This is a genomic window from uncultured Christiangramia sp. (genome assembly GCF_913046405.1).
Taxonomy (GTDB): Bacteria; Bacteroidota; Bacteroidia; order Flavobacteriales; family Flavobacteriaceae; genus Christiangramia; species Christiangramia marina.
Genome location: NZ_CAJWRQ010000031.1, coordinates 1 through 20,456, shown reverse-complemented (window position 1 = coordinate 20,456; position 20,456 = coordinate 1). Strand labels below are relative to the sequence as shown.

Sequence of the window (20,456 nt, the reverse complement as noted above, 5' to 3'; positions counted from 1 at the left end):
AATTAGAGGGAATGGCTGAAGGGCAGACTATAATATTTTATTAAATCTAAATTTGACGGAGCGTACCGAATGATAAAACCTTTGAAAATCAATATCTGGATAGAATTCGTGGAATTCCGACACCTTTAATAAGCAAATATGATCAGCTACTTCTCTGTTAGAAGTCACGGCTAATACACGACTTATATATTAAAAACTCCAAAGAAAATGTGTTTAATATTATCCGAAATATAAGAGAAATGAAGGATTCTAATAATCTTAACAAATATTCACTTTTCAAATCTACTTATCGTTTAATAATTTAACATATTCTGATCGTCGCTTGGAACAATGTTTTCATTTCCGTAGCGTTTACCAAAAGCAGGCAAGACTTTATCTTTTGGGTAGTTGATATAACTTTCAGTATCAAATCTTGTTAAAGTTTAGCTGAATTCGAGATTAGTTCCAAAATTTTGTATGTTGGCAAGACTTTTGGAATTATTTAACAAATAACCTAAAACGAAAATTATATGAAGTATAGAATTATGATGGTGATTGGAGTACTAATTTTCTCATTCGCGTTCAGTAATGCATCTGAAATTGACAGTTCAAAAGGGATAGTATTTGAGACAGAGCCAGTGGAAGAGGTTGAACTAACTTCCGAAGAAAAGACACTAGCATTATATGAAAGTTTTTCTTTGAAAAACAGTACGATGCCAGAATTATCGGTTTTCGAAAAAGCGATCAAAGGCTATCAAAAATTGGATGAAGCTGGAAAAGTCAGAAATTCTTTATTAACGGTCGTAGATTTCGATCTTTCTTCAACTAAGAAAAGAATGTGGATCCTTAACATGGATACAGAGGAGGTTGAATACAATACTTATGTAGCTCACGGAAAAAATACAGGTGCAGAATTCGCAACCAAATTCTCTAACACAGTAAATTCACTTCAAAGCTCCCTTGGCTTCTATGTCACAGGGGAAACTTACTTCGGTAAAAACGGACTTTCATTATTCATTGATGGAATGGAAAAGAAATTTAATTCCAATGCTAGAAAACGATATGTTGTAATTCATGGAGCAGATTATGCTGAACCTCAATTTATCGATAGACTAGGAAGACTAGGAAGAAGCTATGGTTGTCCCGCTGTTCCCAATACGGTAGCTAAGGATTTAATCCATAAAATTAAAGGAAAGTCGGTTGTTTACATTCATCGTTCTAATGACAAATACCTGGAAACTTCCACTTTTTTAAATTCTTAAGCCTTAGGCTTTAGTAAATCCCAAAGCTTTTTATCAAGATCGTAGATATCATCAATAAACCTGGTGGTATCTTTTTTTTGATAGGTGGTCCAGTAAAAGTGATGTACTTTAATTTCTTGCTTCATAGCGATTTGCGTTGTTTTGCCAGATTTTATAATCTCATCGATCTTCTCATCATCGAATTCTTTCTGATCCTCAATCAGGTATTTAGCAAGGTCGAGTACATTTTCAACCCGTACACACCCAGAACTTTGAGCCCGGGCATTTTTTTCAAACAAACTTTTAGAAGGTGTGTCATGCAGATAGATCATATATTCATTTGGATAGATAATCTTTACAAGTCCTAATGGATTCGATGGTCCTGCCGGCTGCCGGTAAGTATAAGATCGCGGGCTGGAAGAACTCCAATTTACTGAAGAAGGATTTACTTCCTGACCACTACGGTCATACATCTTGATATTCTTCTTTCTTAAATAACCTACATCTCTGGAAGCTCCAGGAATTACATCATTTTTCATGATAGTAGGAGGGATGGTCCAGGTTGGATTATAGATGATATAATCGATCTCATCCGAGAAAACAGGTGTTTTTCTCGCTTCGGTACCCACCATGGTTTTGTGATTTCTAATGGTATCTCCATCTTTGACCACGTAAAGCTCATAATCTGGGATATTCACTATAATATAATGCTCACCGAGATCTCTGGGATACCATCTCCAGCGTTCCATGTTAACCAGAATTTGATGATACCGGTCTTCGGTTGTAAGATTCAGGTTTTCGATAGTAGTGTTACCTATCACGCCATCAGTGTTTAGCCCATGATCCTTTTGAAAATTTTCCAGTGCAGTTTGTAATTCTTTAGTGTACCGGGTTCCAACCGAGTCCGGACTCTTTTTGTAGTAACCAAGCTCGAAAAGCCTGCTCGCAATATCCGGGATTCTATCATTGTTTTCGCCGGGTTTTACAAGTTTACCACTGGCGATCACAGTGGAGGAATTTTCTTTAATTCCATCATCTCGATAACTCTTGAGTGCTTTCTTTAAGCTTTTATACACAACATGACCTGGAGCCAGTTCTGCAAGAATAGATGAAGCTTTTTCACCCTTTTCCAGTTTTTGTAATAAACTTTCAATATTTACGGTGTTAAGCTCTGTACCCCAGATTTTGTAAATTTCTTTAGGGTTAAGTTTACCAACTGCAAGATCATGAGCAAGATCTATAAAAGCATCGGTAAGAAGAATTTCAGCTCTTAAATTTTGTTCTTCATTTTCACTGTTGAGTGAGGATAACAATTGTTGTAATTCTTCACCATGATAATCTTCAAAAAATAACCCATCATATTCGATGGTTTCAATACTACGGAAAAGGTCTTCGCGAGCTTCCTTGTCATTCCATAAAGGCATGAATTCCCTTTGAATATAAAAGGAATTCACGCTTTTAAAGTTGTTTAATTTGGTAGAAGTGCTATCGATATCTTCGAAGTAATCCTCTAAGTCGTCCTGCGAAGTTAGTTCTTTGATCTCTTCAACTTCGTTACGCTCTTCTATACCTTCCAGCTTTGGTTCGTCCTTGCAGGATATGCCTATCATCCCAAAGATCAAACCAACAAGGAGTAGTTTAATTTTCATTCTAAATGAAACTAAGAAACTCGAACATCTGAATACTCAGGGTTTTCATCGAATTTTACTTCAGCAAATGGACAAAGAGGATCGATCTTTAGATTGTTCTTACGAGCAAATTCAACGCTTTCCTTCAGCAGGCTTGAACCAATTCCCTGATTCTCCATTTCTCTCTTCACCTCGGTATGATCTATTGTGATGACATTACCTTTTTTGTGATAGGTAAGTTCAGCAACAAGGCTATTTTCTTTCTCGATATAGAACATTCCGCGGCTATCACTTTCTTTATGTTTTATCTCCATATTATTTTCTAAATATTCCGTCTACTATACCGTAATCCAAAGATTCATCTGCATCCATCCAGTAGTCGCGATTAAAATCCTTAAGGACCTTTTCTGTAGTTGTCCCGCAATTTTCAGCAAGGATCTCTGCACTAAGATGTTTGGTTTTAAGTATTTCATTAGCCGCGATCTCAATATTTGAAGCCTGACCTCTTGCTCCGCCACTAGGTTGGTGAATCATCACCTTCGCGTGCGGTTGTATAAATCTTCTTCCTTTTTCTCCTGCCGAAAGTAATATAGATCCCATGGAAGCTGCTAGTCCCGTACAAATTGTTGAAACTGGTGATTTAATGCTCATGATGGTATCATAAATAGCAAATCCATCGGTCACATAACCACCCGGGCTATTGATGAATAACTGGATTTCGCCATCTCCCATCAGGTCAAGATATTCCAGCCTGTCTATGACATGTTTTGCAGTTTTATCATTGACCATTCCCCAAAGATAGATTTTGCGTTCTTCTAGAAATTTATTGTCAATTAGATCCTGGATCTTTCCAGGCTTATTCTTTGATGTATTCATAATTCTTATTTGTAGTACTTGAAGTAATAGATAAAAATATGACTATTTTTACGGAAAAGGCAGGTATGCAACTGGCATTTAACAAGATTTTAAAAACTGATTATTACTTAGTTCTGCCTTACCTGGAAAAACTGCAGTCGCAGGCGTTGCCTCCAAAGATTTTGAAGAGAAGATTACTGGAAATGTTTGAGCAGAATTACGAGTGTTTTGGTATTTATAAATCTGGAAAACTTGTAGGTGTTTTTGGATTATGGTTCATGACCCGGCATTATGCGGGAAGAACCTGCGAAGTGGATCATATTTATATAGATGATGACCTGCAGGGCTTGGGTGTTGGGACGCAGTTATTTAAATATATAGAACAGTATGCGATCAAAAAGCAGTGTGAAACTATTGAGCTTAACACTTATGTAGAAAACTTTAGATCTCATAAATTTTACATGAATCTTGGTTTTGTAATTCGCGGATATCATTTTCTAAAAAAACTTTGATTTCCTTTGAACATAAAAAAGAAAGCATTTATATTTGCCGCCGCACGCGGGAGTAGCTCAGTTGGTAGAGCGTCAGCCTTCCAAGCTGAATGTCGCCGGTTCGAACCCGGTCTCCCGCTCTAAGCCCTGTCAATCGACAGGGCTTTTTTATTGCAAATAATTAGAATCTGTGTCCTTCCGAGATTACTACGGAATTTTCAAATTTCACTTCGCAAAGAGCGAAATCTACAGTCTGAAACTATAATATCCAAGACGTTATCTGAAGTTCCATTATTGCTTTCTTCGGAAAGTTAATCTGAAATATTCAGTATTGTAAAACTCAGTTTTTAGACTTTCTGATTCACTCATTGTACTGCAATTTTAAAAAGCGAATGCCTTGAAATGGATTTTATATTGATACACTTCGAAACAGATCTGTAGCCTGTAATCTTACACTAACTCAAAGCCTTCTTACTTAACTTAATCTTATCGCATAAAAAAAGCCTGAAACTCTAGTTTCAGGCTTTTCAGATTTTATATAAAAAAGTATCAATTATCCGTTCATGGAAATGAGAAACTCTTCATTATTTCTAGTATTTCTAATCTTGTCATTAATGAATTCCATCGCTTCGATAGGGTTCATGTCAGCAAGATATTTACGTAGTACCCACATACGCTTCACATTGTTTTCGTCAAGCAACAGATCATCCCTACGCGTACTTGAAGAAACAAGGTCGATAGCTGGGAATATTCTACGGTTGGAAATTCTTCTATCCAATTGCAGTTCCATGTTACCAGTACCTTTGAATTCTTCAAAGATCACCTCATCCATTTTAGATCCAGTCTCTGTTAGAGCGGTAGCGATAATAGATAGAGAACCTCCATTTTCAATGTTACGTGCAGCACCAAAGAAACGTTTTGGTTTATGAAGTGCATTTGCATCTACACCACCACTTAAAACTTTACCGCTGGCAGGTTGTACCGTATTGTAAGCACGTGCCAGTCTGGTAATGGAATCAAGTAGAATAACTACATCATGTCCACACTCTACGAGTCTTTTAGCCTTTTCCAGTACGATATTCGCAACTCTAACATGCTCGTGGGCTTCTTTGTCAAAAGTTGAAGCAACTACTTCACCTTTTACGTTACGTTGCATATCTGTAACTTCTTCAGGACGTTCATCGATTAGTAGAACGATCTGGTATACTTCAGGATGATTTGCCGCAATAGCATTTGCGATATCCTTTAGTAACATTGTTTTACCGGTCTTAGGCTGAGATACGATCATCCCACGCTGACCTTTACCAATTGGAGCAAAAAGATCCATCACCCTTGTAGAAATTGTCGCCTGCTTTTCAGCAATATTGAATTTCTCTTTCGGGAAAAGTGGTGTAAGATGCTCAAAAGAAACTCTGTCTCTTACAACCTGTGGATCCAGTCCATTGATCTTGTTGATCTTGATAAGCGGGAAATATTTCTCTCCTTCTTTTGGAGGTCTAATTTGTCCCTGTACTGTATCTCCTGTCTTTAAACCAAATAATCTTATTTGTGACTGCGATACATAAATATCATCAGGAGAAGTAAGGTAGTTGTAATCTGAAGATCTTAGGAAACCGTAGTTGTCCTGCATGATATCCAGTACGCCTTCGCTCTCGATGATAGCATCAAATTCGTAATCCGGCTCACGGTATCTGTTACGATTATCGCGGTTTCCGTTATTACCTTTCTTATTGTCGTTGCGGTTATCATTGCGATTGTCGTTACGATTATCATTTCTGTTATCGTTACGGTCATTCTTGTTGTTTCCGCTATTGCTGTTATTGTTGTGATTGCGATCGTTGCGACTGTCGTTGCGATCATTACGATCGTTGCGATTATCATTTCTGTTGTCGCTCTTTTTGCGATCATCAGTTTTTGCGCTAGAAGAACTACGCTCGCGAGTACTTTTATGTCTTGGTTCCTTTTTATCTTCCTTTGGATCAGACTCTTTTCTGGCAGGCCTAGGTGCTTTTGCAGCAGGTTTAGCAGGTTTTTTTTCACTTCCAACCTTTGAAGGTTTTGTGGTTTCCTGCTTAGCCGGTTCGGCACTATCTTCTGTAAGTACTTCTTTTACTTTTGCTGGGTTGGCTGCCTGGTAGTCCAGGATCTGGTAAACTAGATCCAGTTTTTTAAGGGTTTTATACTTAGGAACATTTAGCGATTGAGCAATTTCCTTAAGTTCAGGAAGCTTTTTAGCTTTTAATTCTGAAATTTCGAACATGTATTCAGTGAAATAATTATAAGATTGGATTGATTTAAAAACTTCTCGAAGAAGAATAAAAAGTTTTGGAGACTTAAGTAACCTGTATTGAATAGGTTACGCATTGTTACTGCAATTATACAACTTTATTTTATTCTTTTACCCAATGATTCTAAAAAGAATCTTTTATTTTTGTGCCGCAATCGCAAGAAATATGCTTCAGAGAATACAGACTATTTGGTTATTATTAGCGGTTATTGTGAGTGCCGGGCTCATTTTCGTTCTTCCGCTTTGGGAGAATTCAGCAGGTGAGTTTGTTTATGCTCACGAAGTATTAATCGCGCTGGGAATGTTTCTTGCTTCAGCAGCAATTTCGCTGGTGAGTATCATCATGTTCAAAAATAGAAAGCTTCAATTTGTATTGGGGCGTCTAAATATCATATTAAATCTTTTTTTACTAGGAGTGTTTGTTTATTGGTCTCTAACTTTACCTGGAGAGATGGATATCTCAGAGAAAGGTATTGGGATGTTTCTTCCTATTATTTCTATCGTTTTTATTGTTTTGGCCAATAAGGCCATCAAGAAGGACGAAGATCTCGTAAAATCTGTAGATCGATTACGATAAGCCTATCATCTTAGTAGTATTAGTGCGTGAAAAACCCGAAGTGAAAGCTTCGGGTTTTTTAATTATTCCAATTCAATAACTTCCAGTTCCTTAATTTCCTTATTATCGATCTGGAAACGCAACATGGTTCTCTTCTTATGAAATCCATGTTTCCCCGCAGCACCTGGATTCATATGTAAAAGTCCGAGGTTTTTATCGTTCATCACTTTCAGAATATGTGAATGACCACAAATGAATAGTTTCGGTGGATTTTGCCTAATCTCTTCGCGAATCGCTGGAGAATATTTTCCCGGGTATCCACCTATATGAGTAATCCAGACATCTACTTCTTCGCACATGAAACGCTGGTTTAATGGAAATTCTTTACGTATTTCAGCATCATCTATATTCCCGTAAACTGCCCGCAGTGGTCCAATTTGCTTCAGTTTATCGGTTACATCTGTTTTGCCAATATCACCCGCATGCCATATTTCGTCTGCCTCACCGGCATAATGCAAAATTCTTTCGTCCATATGACTATGTGTGTCACTTAGTAATAGAATCTTCTTCAAAGTCTTCAGTTTTAAAAGTCGTTTAACAAAGGAAGCGAAATCAGGCCTTTTTCCTTGCTATAATTGCCTTATCTTTGCATTTCGCTAATATAAAAATAAAGCTGACTTGAGGTATTTCCTGAAGCTCTCATATTTCGGTAAAGCTTATCACGGCTGGCAAAATCAACCTGATTCTATTAGTGTTCAGGAGGTTCTTGAACAAAATCTAAGCAAGGTGTTACCATTTTCAGTAGCTATTGTTGGTGCTGGAAGGACAGATGCCGGTGTGCATGCACGACAAATGTTTGCTCATTTTGATGCTTCGGAAGAACTTGATGGTGAAGATCTTGCTTATAAGCTAAATTCCATGCTTCCGAAGGATATTGCAATTTCTGAAGTTTTTCCGGTAGCAAAGGAAGCACATGCGAGATTTGATGCTGTGGCAAGAAGTTACGAGTATCATCTACTTCAGTATAAAGATGTATTCGCTTACGATCAGGCTTGGTATTTTCGCTATGAACTTGATTTGGAAAAAATGAATAAAGCTGCAGAGATCCTGAAGGAGTATTCAGATTTTCAGTGTTTTTCCAAATCACGGACAGATGTACATACGTATAACTGCCGTGTCGATGAAGCGAAATGGGTGGAAAAGGATGGGAAGCTTATTTTTTATATCACTGCAGATCGATTTTTGCGTAATATGGTGCGGGCGGTGGTAGGAACTCTGCTTGAAATTGGTCAGGGAAAACAACCGGTGGAATATATGCACGAGGTGATCAAAAGTAAAGACAGGGGAAAAGCTGGAACTTCGGTCCCGGCACATGGATTATATTTAACCAGGATCGAATATCCTGAAACGATAAGAGAAATAGATGGCATCTAATACAGGAAATGCATTTGATATGGCACTTTTCAAGCGATTGCTTGGATACACCAATCCCTATAAACGAATATTTTATTTTGTAGGTGTTGCGGCCATTCTTGTTTCTCTCTTCGGAGTTTTAAGACCTATTTTACTGCAGGAAACTGTAGATGAAGCCCTGATTCCCGCAGATTTTGACAGTCTTATATATTATGTAAGCCTAATGATTGGGGTTCTGGTGCTGGAAGTGATCTTCCAGTTCTGTTTTATCTACTATGCTAACTGGCTTGGGCAGGAGGTTGTTCGTGATTTGCGGGTAAAACTCTTCAAACATATGCTTGGCTTTAAAATGCAGTATTATGATAAATCTGCAGTTGGAAGATTAGTGACCAGGGCTGTAAGTGATATTGAGACCATTGCCAGTATATTTAGCCAGGGACTTTTTATGATCATTTCAGATCTACTGAAAATGTTGGTAGTGATTGGTGTAATGTTCTATAAAAGCTGGGAGCTAACCTTGCTCGTACTTACAGTTTTGCCTTTTATTATCTACGCGACGAGAGTCTTTCAGAAGAAAATGAAGTTAGCTTTTGAAGAAGTCAGAACTCAGGTGGCAGATTTGAATACTTTCGTACAGGAACGTATCACTGGGATGAAGATCGTACAGTTGTTTACCCGCGAGAAAACTGAATACGAAAACTTCAAAAAGATCAATGATAAACATAGAAAAGCATGGGTAAAAACCGTTTGGTATAACTCCATCTTTTTCCCAATTGCTGAAATGTCTACCTCCATTACCATAGGTTTAATCGTATGGTTTGGTGGTTTACGGGTAGTTGCCGGTGATGATATGTCTTTAGGTATTATTGTCGCATTTATAGAACTGAGTCAGATGTTATTCAGGCCACTGCGCCAAATTGCCGATAAGTTCAATACATTGCAAATGGGAATGGTCGCAGCTAACCGGGTATTCGGGATCCTGGACACAGAATCCACAATTGAAGATAACGGGACTATTGCAGTAGAGCATCTTGACGGAGAGATCGAATTTAAAGACGTAAGATTTAGTTATATTCCAGAAGAAGAAGTTGTAAAAGGAATCAGTTTTAGAGTAGAGCCTGGTGAAACTGTGGCAATTGTAGGAGCAACCGGTGCTGGGAAATCAACCATCATTAATTTACTGAGCAGATTTTACGAAATTGATAGTGGAGTCATTGAAATAGACGGGCAGGATATCAAGGATCTGGAGCTGAGATCTCTAAGATCTCAAATCGCTGTGGTTCTTCAGAATGTATTCTTGTTCGCAGATACGATCATGAATAATATCAATCTTGATAACCCTGATATTTCAGATGAAGATGTGATCAAGGCTGCAAAGCAGATTGGGATTCATGAATTTATTGATTCCCTTCCTGGCGGTTATTATTATAATGTAAAGGAACGTGGAGCAATGCTTTCTTCCGGACAACGGCAGTTGATCTCATTCTTAAGAGCTTATGTTAGTAATCCAAGTATTCTTGTGTTGGACGAAGCAACATCTTCCGTAGATTCCTATAGCGAACAACTCATACAGGACGCGACCGATAAGATCACTGAAGGTCGAACTTCCATCGTTATCGCCCACAGGCTCGCGACCATTAAAAAAGCCGACAAGATTATTGTAATGGATCAGGGTAAAATCGTAGAAATTGGTAATCATCAAAGTTTACTTCAGAGAACCGATGGGTATTACCGAAAACTTTATGAAGTGCAGTTCAAAGAAGAAGAGAGTATTTAGATAACTCCCTTTAGTTTGGCCATATAAATACGAATGAAAAGGCTAACTATTACGAAAACAAGCAAAATCAAAAGCAGAAAAAGTAGACTTTTAAGAATTATCTTCCATAAGCTTAGATCATACATTTTTTTAAAAATATACCCGTAATAAATCAAATAAAAAGGTAAACTAGCATAATTCATAACTGCAAAAACCGACTGATTGCTGAAAGAAAATAGAATAAGGATCGCAAAAACGATACTTATATGTGAGTAAGCATATAGGTGTACGATAAAATGCTCGGCAAGATTGTATTTCTTATTTTTTAAAAAGACCAGCCTGGATAACAAGGTGATTACCGGAATGAACAGAAAAGTGATGAGGTTCATGTGTTCCAGGATCATCGTAGTGACCTCCCTGGTGATATCTTGTTCTCCTGTATTAACCTCAAGACCTCCATCCTCTAAATATTCTGGAAAATATTTCAGGTTAACGTAAGTGTATAGACCAGTAAGGGTTAGCGCAATAGTAAAGTATCCGTAAGGATTGATATATTTCTTACGCAGTCCTTCAATATATCCCTGAATCACATTCACAGGTCTACGGAAAAGGTCAATAAAAGTAAGTACTGGTTTGTTGGAGTCAATACTCCAGAATGATTCAAAGAATTCCCCAGAAAGATAGGGAACACTAAGCTTGTCCCGTACGATCTTAGCTCCACAATTAGAGCAATAATTCTGTTCTTCTGATATCGAAAAATTGCAATTTTTGCAATGCGTCATCTATTCTTAGCTTATGTCTTCTTTAATCTTAACCTTTAGTTCGTCCATCGTTTCGAACATCACGAACTGCCCGTCCCTGATATAAGATGTTTGTCCAGACTCTTCACTAACCACCAAAGCCAGCGCATCAGTTTTCTCAGTAATCCCTACCGCAGCACGATGTCTTAGTCCGAATCTTAAAGGAATGGATCTGTCATTGGATACCGGTAGGATCACCCTGGTGGCGGTGATCATACTTTCTTCGATGACCATCGCACCGTCATGCAACGGACTGTTTTTGAAAAATATAGATTCAATAATAGGCTGATTCAGCTTGATCTTCATTTTATCACCCGTATTCTTTACGAAGTCGAGTTTATTGTTCTTCTGAATCACCATCAACGCTCCGGTATAGGTTTTCCCCATTGCTTCGCAGGCATCTATGATAGCTTCCACATCTAATTTTGAGCGAACATCATCCCGGCCTATTTTGAAGCTTCGCAGGAATCGGCCTTTTTGTGTGAAATTCGTGGAGCCAATCATCAAAAGGAATTTCCTGATCTCTTGTTGAAAAACCACGATAAGTGCAAATACACCAACCCCAACGAATTCACCCAGAACACTGCTAAGTAATTCCATTTGTAGCAGCTGTGTTAGCAGCCAGACCAGGTAAATAACCACGATCCCAATAAAAATATTAACGGCCACAGTACCTCGAACCAGTTTGTAAACGTAGTAGAGTAGAAGGGCGACAAAAACAATATCTAGAATATCGAGGATGCGAAGATCTATGATGTCCAAATGCAGTGGTTTTTTGTAAAAATAGAAAAACTAAACGTAGTTATTGAGTTCACCGGTTAATTTGATACATTCCATTGCCTCTTTTACATCGTGAACCCTTAAAATTGAAGCTCCTTTATTAAGTGCAATAGTATTCAAAATGCTGGTACCATTCAAAGCATCTTCTGGTGTAGAATTTAAGGTTTTCCAGATGAGACTTTTCCTAGAAAGCCCGGCAAGAAAGGGAAGTTCAAGATTTTTGAAAAGATCCAGTTTATTCAGTAGCTCAAAATTTTGTGCAATGTTTTTAGCAAAGCCAAATCCCGGGTCAATAATTATATCTTTAATTCCAGCTTTCCTGGCTGCCGAGATCTTTTCAGAAAAGTAAAAAAGAATATCTGCAGTGAGATCCTCGTATTGGTTCAGGTCTTTCATAGTTTGCGGAGTCCCTTTCATATGCATCATGATATAAGGCACCTTAAGACTGGCAACGGTTTCGATCATCTGAGCATCGAGATTTCCGGCGGAAATATCATTGATGATTGCGGCACCATTCTCCACAGCCTCTTTCGCGACTCTGGATCTAAAGGTATCTACGGAAAAGTTTACTTCTGGAAAATGCTGTTCCAGTAACTTCAGCTTCGGAATCATTCGTTCCAATTCTTCTTCTTCTGAAATATCCTGAGCACCAGGCCTGGAACTATAGGCGCCAATATCCAGGAAGCTCGCACCTTCTTTCAGCATTTTTTCAGTAGAGGAAAGGATCTCTTTATCTGTTTGTTTTCTACTACCCTCAAAAAAGGAGTCTGGAGTGATATTGATGATTCCCATCACTTTTGGTTCGGATAGGTCGATGAGATTACCACGGCAATTTATAAACATGAGATGGCTTAATTTTGGTAGCGCAAATAACTTTGACTATCTGAAATATTTGACCGAAATTTACGCAAATTACAGCTACTTCATGCAAAATACCTCCGAACAATACGATGATGTCATTGGCCATTGTCGCAGTCTTTTTCTGAATAAAATGCAGGATTATGGATGTGCCTGGCGCATTTTACGATTACCTTCCTTAACAGATCAGATCTTTATTAAGGCACAGCGTATAAGAAAACTTCAGGAAAGTGATGTTCGAAAAGTTGACGAAGATGAGAAATCTGAATTTATCGGGATCATTAATTATTCAGTAATGGCTTTAATTCAGCTTGAAAAGGGAATTGCAGATCAGCCCGATCTTGGACCTCAGGACGCAATAGATCTATATGACAAGAACATTGCTGTAACCAAGCAGCTTATGATGGATAAAAACCATGATTATGGCGAAGCATGGCGGGATATGCGAATTAGTTCGCTCACAGATCTTATCTTACAGAAATTATTGAGAGTGAAGCAAATTGAGGACAACCAGGGAAAAACGCTGGTAAGTGAAGGGATCGATGCAAATTACCAGGATATGATCAATTATTCTGTTTTTGCCATGATCCATTTCCAGGAAGCCGAAAAATAATTCAGAATATATAGCTTATGAAAGCAATTGTAGGTATTTGCAGAGTCCTGGTAGGTGTGCTTTTCATCTTCAGCGGATTCATAAAACTGAATGATCCCGTAGGTTTTTCATATAAACTACAGGAATACTTCAGTGAACCGGTACTGGACATTCCGGCGCTTATACCATTTGCTCTTATTATTGCTATTTTACTGGTAATCTTTGAGCTAGTGCTTGGAATCATGCTGCTTATTGGGTTTGCCAGAAAATTTACAAGCTGGAGTCTGCTCCTCATGATCATTTTCTTTACGTTCCTTACTTTTTATTCGGCATACTTTAATAAAGTCACAGATTGTGGCTGTTTTGGTGATGCTATTCCGCTTACTCCATGGGAGTCATTCTATAAAGATATTGTCCTACTGATTCTGATTTTGGTATTATTCTTTAATCAAAAATACATAGAGCCGCTGTTTCCGCAGAAATATCATAAATGGGCAATTTTCCTGAGCTTTATGGCGTGTTTCGCATTTTGTTATCATGTGTTGATGCATCTCCCGATGCTGGATTTCAGACCCTATAAGATCGGCAATAACATAGCTGAAAAAATGGTAGTGCCTGAAGGTGCCCAGGAACCTGTGTATGAATACCAATGGAAATTTAAGTTGGAAGGGGAGGAGAAGATTATTACCAATCAAGGCGCCTATCCTCAGGTTTCCGGAGAATTCATAGGCGTTGAGACGGTACAGATCGAAGAAGGCTATGTACCGCCAATTCATGATTTTGTGATCGAAGGTCCGGAAGGTGATATTACGACAGATATTCTTACTACAGATAAAGTCCTGATGTTCGTCATGTATAATATAAGGTCTACGGAAATGGAAGGATATCAAGCAATACAGGACCTGGCAAAAGAAGCGCGGACTAAGAATTATCGTGTAATTGCACTCACAGCATCAGGCGAAGACCTGCAATCTAAACTCCAAGAGAAATTTGATCTGGACTTCGATTTCTATCAGGCAGATGAAACTGCGCTTAAAACAATCGTAAGAGCAAATCCCGGTATCCTGGTTTTGAGATCCGGAACAGTGGAGCAGAAAAAACACTGGTTCGACGCGAGCGATATCAAATTATAAACATCTACTATCTTTTATTCAGAAAATCCTAAAAATTGAAGGTTTAGCTTTGGTTTAGGATTTCGTATTTCAGTCTTTCCTTATATTTGTCTTTTATGCTGAAACCTATAGCAGGAGAGCATCTAATCACTGAAATACATTTATCATGAGAGAACAAATAGTAGCCGGAAACTGGAAAATGAATAACGACCTTGCTGAGACTGAAGAATTGCTTGGCGAAATGAAAATGCAAATGGTAAAGGAGCCTGAAGCGACTGTTATGGTAGCTCCAGCCTTCACAAATCTATATGCTACTTTCCAGGCACTAAAGGATACTCCCGTGATTGTGGCAGCTCAAAATATGCATGAAAGTGAAAATGGAGCTTTCACAGGCGAAATTTCAGCAAAAATGTTACAAAGTATTGGGGTTACTACGGTAATTCTTGGGCATAGTGAGAGACGTGCATATTTCCACGAAACAAATGAGCAACTGGCTAAGAAAGTAGACGCAGCGATCGCAGCAGAAATGCGAGTGATATTTTGCTTTGGAGAAGAGCTGGAAGACCGTAAAAATAACAAACACTTCAGTTTAGTGGAATCACAATTAAAGGAAGCTTTATTTCACCTTTCAGAAGACGCGTGGAAAAATATCATTCTAGCCTACGAACCAGTTTGGGCAATAGGAACCGGTGAAACTGCAAGCCCTGAACAGGCACAGGAAATGCATAAACATATACGTACTTTATTAAAAGATAATGTAAGTGCCAGTGTCGCTGAAAATACTTCAATCTTATATGGTGGTAGTGTAAAACCAGCAAATGCCAGAGAGATCTTTGCCAAGGAAGATGTGGACGGCGGTCTTATTGGTGGCGCCAGTCTGAAGGCAGTTGATTTTCTTGAGATCGTAAACTCATTTTAATGACCGGACATTATTACGAATATCATTTTACGATACAACCGGTAGTTCCGGCTTCAGAAATACTGATCGCAGAATTAGGGGAACTTGGTTTTGAAAGTTTTGTTGAGAATGAAGATGGAATTACTGCTTATGTGCCGGAAGAGCAATTCGCAGATGATCTACTCGATGAGGTACAGATCCTGAAGTCTGAAGAATTCAGTATTGACTATACGGTGAAAAAAATTGAACGGGTAAACTGGAACGAGGAGTGGGAGAAGAATTTCACTCCTATACTGGTGGACCATGAGTGCAGCGTTCGAGCACCGTTTCATGAGAAGCCAAATACCCGGTTCGATATTGTCATAGAACCAAAAATGTCATTTGGTACTGGTCATCATTCCACAACTCATATGATGATACAGCATATTTTAAAGAATGACTGGGAAGGTAAATCTGTACTGGATATGGGATGTGGTACTGGAGTCCTTGCCATTTTAGCAAGAATGAAAGATGCAACTCCGGTTGAAGCGATTGATATCGATAACTGGTGTTACCTCAATACGCTGGAAAATATTGAACGAAACAATTGTGAAGATATTAAAGTTGAAGAAGGTGGGGCAGAATTATTACCTGGTAGAAAATACGATGTAATTCTTGCCAATATCAACAGAAATATTTTGTTGAATGATATGGCTACTTATGTAGAATGTCTGCAAGAATCCGGAAGTATATACTTCAGTGGGTTTTATACCGAAGACCTTCCAATAATAAAGTCGGCATGTGAAAAGCATGGTTTGAAATTTTTTGAACACATAGAGAGAAATAACTGGGTAGCTGCAAAGTTTTCATTTTAAGCATGTTACATTAATTTGTATCTTTGCAGCTTTCAGAAAAAAGTAATAAGTTGAAGATGAGTACGAAAGAGGAAGTTTTAGAACAGGTTGACCTGAAAACCAAAGAACAGCGTGAAAATGAGATCGTCTTGTATAATGATGATTATAATACCTTTGATCATGTGATCGAAACATTGATCTATGCTTGTGAGCATACTCCGGAACAGGCAGAACAATGTAGTATCCTGGTGCATTACAAAGGAAAATGTACTGTAAAAACCGGACCCTATGATGAATTGGAGCCACGATGCTCCAAATTGTTAGATGCGGGATTGAGTGCTGAGATCGTGTAGTTATACAGAAAATTCCTACATTTAACATAAATTATTAGTAAATATTTACAGTTTGAAGTAGTTTGCCTTCATAAGTGCCCCCTTAACCTAAACTTACTTATGAAAAAAATTACACTTCTTACCCTATCTCTGGGAGTATTATTCTTTGCTTCCTGTGAAAAAGAGGATGTTTCAGAAATATCTTCTGAAACAGCTCAAGTTCAAGAAGATCAGATCTCGAAAGAGGTTCTTGAGAGAATATCTGATCTTAATTTCAATTCAAAACATGTTGAAAAGCAAATGATGATGCTTCCTGATGGAAGCTCTATCGAAAATTACCTTATTGAAGGTGATATTGCTATGACTAAAGATCAATTGTTTAGCATGTCTTCGGCTTCTATTACTGACAAGCAGTATCGAACCAATAACCTGGTGAGTTCACCTCGTACTGTGAATGTGATCGGGTATACCGGAGGAAGCCAGGCTTTATCCAGTAAACAGAGAACTGCCTTGCAGTATGCTATTGGAAATTACAATGCGCTGGATCTGGGAATTACTTTTACACTTACTTTTGGAACTAACTATCAGCCATATGATATCGTAGTTTACCAGACTAACAATGGTCAGGCTGGAGGAGTTGCAGGATTTCCAAGCAATGGTAATCCCTACAAGTATGTACAGATCTTCTCAGGTATGCAGAACTACGATACAAACACCAATGAACACGTAATGACTCATGAAATTGGTCATGCGGTAGGATTAAGACATACAGATTGGTTTAGTCGCCAAAGCTGTGGACAAAGCGGAGAATCTGCAGGAGCAGATGGTGCAGTTCATATTCCAGGTACGCCTACAGGCTTTGATTCGAATTCTATTATGCTGGCCTGTTTTGGCGGAAATGAAGATGGAGAATTCGGATATTATGATACAGTTGCCCTAAACTACTTATACTAAAAACCAAACATTGGGCACTAAGGAAAGGCGGTTCATCCGCCTTTTTTTTATTTTATTCTGAAAAGGCTTTTTAGTTTTATAAAAAGAAATTATATTTGCACCCGCTTTGCAAAACAGTAGAGCACTATTTAAAAGGCCTCGTGGCGCAACTGAATAGCGCACTTGATTACGGCTCAAGAGGTTCCAGGTTTGAATCCTGGCGAGGTCACAAAAAACTGCAACTTTGGTTGCAGTTTTTTTTATGTCTTATCTAAAATAAAAAAAGCCCGGTTTTTCAACAGAGCTTCCTACCAGGGGGAATTATGATTAATCACTATAAATTCTTCGGTTAATATTTTTAATGACGTCTGCCTTGAAATTCTCAGTCTTCAGGCTATCTGGAATCTCAGTTTCTGGAAGTCCTAACAAAAGCATATGTTCTATAAGGTTTTGTTTTACGCATTTTTCGATCTCTCCCAGCTTTACTCGATAAGTAGATTTACGCACGAACATTTCATTATTATGAAAGATTTTGGTGGTAATGTCCAGATCAATTAATGGTCCTCTAATTCTTGAAGAAAGATAGTAATTGAATTTAGGTTCTTTAGCATCTATCAATGCCATTGCCCTGGGTGCGGGCGCGAAGATATCATCTCCCAGTTTCTTGAAGAGCATAGTAAGAAATTTTACAGGTTGGTCCTATAAATATAAAAAATTGCTTTCTCACCAATTAACGTTATTGTATTTTATTTGAACGCAAAAAGCTGTCTTTCAGATTTATAAAAATTTGATTATCACTAAGAATGCCAATCATCTATTGCAATCCCGGTGTTTTCTGCGATCTTTACAATTCAAATATTGTACATGGATTTCAAAAGATTGTTCTCTTTTCTACGGGAACTTAATAAGAATAATTCGAAAGAGTGGATGGACGAGCATCGTAAAGAATATCATCATATTCGTGACTCTTATATTTTATGGTTGAATGAACTGGATATTAAACTGGCTAATGTTGATGAAGATTATGCGCCTACCGAAGGTAGGAAAGCTATCAACAGGATTAATAATAACCTGATGTTTCACCCTAATAAGCCCATTTACAAAGATCATTTTGGCGCTGGTCTGGATGACAAGCCTGAAAAAGGAGATTTTTATATTCATATAGGGATCAATGGTAGCTTTGTGGCCGGTGGATTCTACCGTCCTAAAAAGTCCATACTTGATAGCATACGTTCAGCTATCGACTATAATGGTGATGAGTTTAAAGAGTTCATCGAAAAGGAATCATTTGTAAAAACATTCGGCGGACTCGTAGACGATGAAAAACTGAAGACCGCACCCAAAGGTTTTAGTAAGGATCATCAACATATCGAGCTGCTGCGGAATAAGACTTTTGCTGTTCAGGTTGACCTCACTCAAAAACAAATTTTGAAGAAGGATTTTCAGGAAATACTGGTAGAGATCTATAGGGAGATGCTACCTTTCCGAAATTATTTGAATAAAGCAATTACAGTTTGATCCATAAAATATGGAATTGAAGAATTATATACGCGAGATCGAGAACTTTCCGAAGGAAGGAATAGGATATAAAGATATTAGTCCGCTCTTGCTGGATCATGAGGCTATGAAAGAAGTTATTGCAAAGTTTGTAGCCAGACTTCCAGACGTAAGAATAGATAAAGTGGTAGGAATGGAGTCCAGGGGTTTCTTCTTTGCCAGTTTGCTGGCACAGGAGCTCAAAGCCGGGTTCGTTCCGGTTAGAAAGCCGGGTAAACTGCCTGCTAAAAAATTCAAACAGGAATACGACCTGGAGTATGGAAGTGATAGTCTTGAAATTCATCAGGATGCGATCAAGGAAGGCGAAAATGTGCTAATTCATGATGATGTTCTGGCAACCGGAGGTACGGCTCTGGCCACCTGCAATCTTGTGGAAAAATGCAAAGGCAATATTGTGCAGTGTAATTTTTTGATAGAACTGGATTTTCTCAAAGGCAGAGACCGGATTTCTAAATATGAGGTAGAGTCACTTATACATTATTAGTCCAGCGAGTTTTTAGTAACCCATAGTCGCCAACCGATAACAGCCATCTGGGCTTTCGAAGCTTTTTGTAGATCCAGTTCTTGCTTGGAGTAACTAGGTAAAAATTTCTTATTGAACTTAGCAAGCGCTTTGAAAACTGATTTCTTCATTAGATATAAGATATTTTTAGAAAGATACAAATTATTCAATTTCAGGGAAATAACATATTCGGTTGAAAATTGGTCATTTAAAGCGTCGCATGCTTAGACTTAAAGAAAGTAATTGCAATTCTTTGAATTCCTCTATCTTCGCAAAAAATATCATCTATGAGCGTTGTATTTCTAATTGTTGGCTTTGTCCTTTTGGTAATAGGAGGAGAGTTTTTAGTTCGAAGTTCTGTAGCAATATCACTAAAACTCAGTATTTCCAGGATGGTCGTAGGTCTTACGGTGGTTTCCTTTGCCACTTCAGCTCCAGAACTTTTAGTGAGTATTCAGGCAGCTATTGATGGATTTTCAGATATTTCTTTAGGTAATGTTATTGGTTCCAATATCGCTAATATTGGTTTGGTTCTGGGCTTAACAGCCATGGTTTCTCCATTAATGGTAGATCGTGATTTTTATAGGATCAACTGGCCAGTTATGATGTTATTCTCCATAGTACTTTACTTCTTTCTTCAAAGTGGAGAAGTATTGTCACGTATAGAAGGCGGGATTCTCTTGCTTGGACTTGTTGGATATATGTTTCTATTAATAAAGAGATCAAGAAGAAAAGATAATGTCGTAGCAGATGAAGTGGATCTGTCTCTACAGGATGTTCGAAGTATCAAATTAGGAATCTGGCTCTTAATCGGGATTCTTGCCTTATGGGGAGGATCAGAATTACTTGTAATGGGCGCAGTAGATCTTGCAACTCAGTTAGGGATTAGCGAACGGGTAGTATCCGTGACTATTATCGCTGTTGGAACCAGTGTTCCAGAACTGGCAGCTTCCCTTATCGCAGCAATGAAAAAGGAGAAAGCAATATCTCTAGGGAACTTAATTGGCTCCAATATTTTCAATATCGCTTCAGTTTTAGGTTTAACCGCTTTAA

At 38.2% G+C, this 20,456-nt stretch carries 24 protein-coding genes and 2 tRNA genes; 16 read left to right on the top strand and 10 right to left on the bottom strand.

The window, feature by feature from the left end; translation table 11 throughout:
- The first annotated feature begins 509 nt into the window (after positions 1-509).
- Positions 510-1,241, top strand: coding sequence for a murein L,D-transpeptidase catalytic domain family protein (locus QZ620_RS05945; protein ID WP_295179989.1), 732 nt, complete (start codon positions 510-512; stop codon positions 1,239-1,241).
- Here QZ620_RS05945 and QZ620_RS05940 read toward each other — a convergent pair.
- From QZ620_RS05940 to QZ620_RS05930, 3 genes are read right to left on the bottom strand one after another with little or no spacing between them, the layout of a single operon-like run.
- A complete protein-coding gene (locus tag QZ620_RS05940) occupies positions 1,238-2,869 on the bottom strand; it encodes a L,D-transpeptidase family protein (protein ID WP_295179987.1) in 1,632 nt (543 codons plus the stop codon). The genes QZ620_RS05945 and QZ620_RS05940 overlap by 4 nt on opposite strands.
- Positions 2,870-2,880: 11 nt before the next feature.
- Positions 2,881-3,162 (bottom strand): GNAT family N-acetyltransferase, encoded by a 282-nt coding sequence (locus QZ620_RS05935; RefSeq protein WP_295179985.1) that lies wholly within the window; start codon positions 3,160-3,162, stop codon positions 2,881-2,883.
- A 1-nt stretch (position 3,163) separates the two neighbouring features.
- On the bottom strand, positions 3,164-3,724 hold the full coding sequence (locus tag QZ620_RS05930; protein WP_295179983.1) for an ATP-dependent Clp protease proteolytic subunit: 561 nt from the start codon (positions 3,722-3,724) through the stop codon (positions 3,164-3,166).
- A gap of 38 nt (positions 3,725-3,762) precedes the next feature.
- Between QZ620_RS05930 and QZ620_RS05925 the strand changes: the two genes are divergently transcribed.
- Positions 3,763-4,215 carry a GNAT family N-acetyltransferase gene (locus tag QZ620_RS05925; RefSeq protein ID WP_295179981.1) on the top strand — a complete coding sequence of 151 codons (453 nt, stop codon included), beginning with the start codon at positions 3,763-3,765 and terminating at the stop codon, positions 4,213-4,215.
- A 46-nt stretch (positions 4,216-4,261) separates the two neighbouring features.
- Positions 4,262-4,334, top strand: a tRNA-Gly gene (locus tag QZ620_RS05920).
- 413 nt (positions 4,335-4,747) lie between these two features.
- Here the strand turns inward: QZ620_RS05920 and rho are convergent.
- A complete protein-coding gene (gene rho, locus QZ620_RS05915; RefSeq protein ID WP_295179979.1) occupies positions 4,748-6,454 on the bottom strand; it encodes a transcription termination factor Rho in 1,707 nt (568 codons plus the stop codon).
- A 193-nt stretch (positions 6,455-6,647) separates the two neighbouring features.
- Here rho and QZ620_RS05910 point away from each other — a divergent pair, with 193 nt between their 5' ends.
- The gene (locus QZ620_RS05910) at positions 6,648-7,058 is read left to right on the top strand and encodes a DUF4293 domain-containing protein (RefSeq protein WP_295179977.1); all 411 of its coding nucleotides are present in this window, start codon (positions 6,648-6,650) and stop codon (positions 7,056-7,058) included.
- Positions 7,059-7,120: 62 nt separating this feature from the next.
- Here QZ620_RS05910 and QZ620_RS05905 read toward each other — a convergent pair whose 3' ends face one another.
- Entirely contained in the window at positions 7,121-7,609 is a 489-nt protein-coding gene (locus QZ620_RS05905; protein WP_295179975.1) for a metallophosphoesterase family protein, read from the bottom strand.
- A 106-nt stretch (positions 7,610-7,715) separates the two neighbouring features.
- Here QZ620_RS05905 and truA point away from each other — a divergent pair, with 106 nt between their 5' ends.
- Positions 7,716-8,471: a tRNA pseudouridine(38-40) synthase TruA gene (gene truA, locus QZ620_RS05900; RefSeq protein ID WP_295179973.1), complete on the top strand. Its 756-nt coding sequence runs from the start codon at positions 7,716-7,718 to the stop codon at positions 8,469-8,471.
- Positions 8,461-10,227 (top strand): ABC transporter ATP-binding protein, encoded by a 1,767-nt coding sequence (locus QZ620_RS05895; RefSeq protein WP_295179971.1) that lies wholly within the window; start codon positions 8,461-8,463, stop codon positions 10,225-10,227. Before truA ends, QZ620_RS05895 begins: the two co-directional genes overlap by 11 nt.
- Here the strand turns inward: QZ620_RS05895 and QZ620_RS05890 are convergent.
- The 3 genes from QZ620_RS05890 to folP are packed head-to-tail and all read right to left on the bottom strand — an operon-like array spanning position 10,224 to position 12,629.
- Entirely contained in the window at positions 10,224-10,988 is a 765-nt protein-coding gene (locus QZ620_RS05890; RefSeq protein ID WP_295179969.1) for a DUF3667 domain-containing protein, read from the bottom strand. The genes QZ620_RS05895 and QZ620_RS05890 overlap by 4 nt on opposite strands.
- A 6-nt stretch (positions 10,989-10,994) precedes the next feature.
- The gene (locus QZ620_RS05885; protein WP_295179967.1) at positions 10,995-11,768 is read right to left on the bottom strand and encodes a diadenylate cyclase; all 774 of its coding nucleotides are present in this window, start codon (positions 11,766-11,768) and stop codon (positions 10,995-10,997) included.
- 30 nt (positions 11,769-11,798) lie between these two features.
- Complete coding sequence (folP, locus tag QZ620_RS05880) at positions 11,799-12,629, bottom strand: dihydropteroate synthase (protein ID WP_295179965.1); 831 nt, start codon at positions 12,627-12,629, stop codon at positions 11,799-11,801.
- Between the two features lie 82 nt (positions 12,630-12,711).
- Between folP and QZ620_RS05875 the strand changes: the two genes are divergently transcribed.
- The 7 genes from QZ620_RS05875 to QZ620_RS05845 all read left to right on the top strand — a co-directional run bounded on the left by QZ620_RS05875 (position 12,712) and on the right by QZ620_RS05845 (position 17,573).
- Positions 12,712-13,257 (top strand): DUF1599 domain-containing protein, encoded by a 546-nt coding sequence (locus QZ620_RS05875; protein ID WP_295179963.1) that lies wholly within the window; start codon positions 12,712-12,714, stop codon positions 13,255-13,257.
- Between the two features lie 17 nt (positions 13,258-13,274).
- Positions 13,275-14,369 (top strand): BT_3928 family protein, encoded by a 1,095-nt coding sequence (locus QZ620_RS05870; RefSeq protein ID WP_295179961.1) that lies wholly within the window; start codon positions 13,275-13,277, stop codon positions 14,367-14,369.
- Positions 14,370-14,514: 145 nt separating this feature from the next.
- Positions 14,515-15,267 (top strand): triose-phosphate isomerase, encoded by a 753-nt coding sequence (tpiA, locus tag QZ620_RS05865; RefSeq protein ID WP_295179959.1) that lies wholly within the window; start codon positions 14,515-14,517, stop codon positions 15,265-15,267.
- Positions 15,267-16,100 carry a 50S ribosomal protein L11 methyltransferase gene (gene prmA / locus QZ620_RS05860; protein WP_295179957.1) on the top strand — a complete coding sequence of 278 codons (834 nt, stop codon included), beginning with the start codon at positions 15,267-15,269 and terminating at the stop codon, positions 16,098-16,100. The genes tpiA and prmA overlap by 1 nt, the downstream gene beginning before the upstream one ends.
- A 56-nt stretch (positions 16,101-16,156) precedes the next feature.
- Positions 16,157-16,432: an ATP-dependent Clp protease adaptor ClpS gene (locus QZ620_RS05855; RefSeq protein WP_295179955.1), complete on the top strand. Its 276-nt coding sequence runs from the start codon at positions 16,157-16,159 to the stop codon at positions 16,430-16,432.
- A 99-nt stretch (positions 16,433-16,531) separates the two neighbouring features.
- Positions 16,532-17,365 carry a M57 family metalloprotease gene (locus QZ620_RS05850; RefSeq protein WP_295179953.1) on the top strand — a complete coding sequence of 278 codons (834 nt, stop codon included), beginning with the start codon at positions 16,532-16,534 and terminating at the stop codon, positions 17,363-17,365.
- 134 nt (positions 17,366-17,499) lie between these two features.
- Positions 17,500-17,573 (top strand) — tRNA-Arg (locus QZ620_RS05845).
- 98 nt (positions 17,574-17,671) lie between these two features.
- Here QZ620_RS05845 and QZ620_RS05840 read toward each other — a convergent pair.
- A complete protein-coding gene (locus QZ620_RS05840; RefSeq protein WP_295179951.1) occupies positions 17,672-18,019 on the bottom strand; it encodes a hypothetical protein in 348 nt (115 codons plus the stop codon).
- Between the two features lie 189 nt (positions 18,020-18,208).
- Between QZ620_RS05840 and QZ620_RS05835 the strand changes: the two genes are divergently transcribed.
- Together QZ620_RS05835 and QZ620_RS05830 are read left to right on the top strand one after the other, a co-directional pair.
- Positions 18,209-18,862, top strand: a complete 654-nt coding sequence (locus tag QZ620_RS05835) for a DUF2461 domain-containing protein (protein WP_295179949.1) — start codon at positions 18,209-18,211, stop codon at positions 18,860-18,862.
- A gap of 10 nt (positions 18,863-18,872) precedes the next feature.
- Positions 18,873-19,385, top strand: coding sequence for an adenine phosphoribosyltransferase (locus QZ620_RS05830; protein WP_295179947.1), 513 nt, complete (start codon positions 18,873-18,875; stop codon positions 19,383-19,385).
- On the opposite strand, the gene QZ620_RS05825 is transcribed toward QZ620_RS05830, so the two are convergent.
- A complete protein-coding gene (locus QZ620_RS05825) occupies positions 19,382-19,534 on the bottom strand; it encodes an SsrA-binding protein (RefSeq protein ID WP_295179946.1) in 153 nt (50 codons plus the stop codon). The genes QZ620_RS05830 and QZ620_RS05825 overlap by 4 nt on opposite strands.
- Before the next feature lie 156 nt (positions 19,535-19,690).
- Between QZ620_RS05825 and QZ620_RS05820 the strand changes: the two genes are divergently transcribed.
- Positions 19,691-20,456, top strand: a 766-nt coding sequence (locus QZ620_RS05820; protein ID WP_295179945.1) for a calcium/sodium antiporter, incomplete at its 3' end; no start/stop codon positions are given.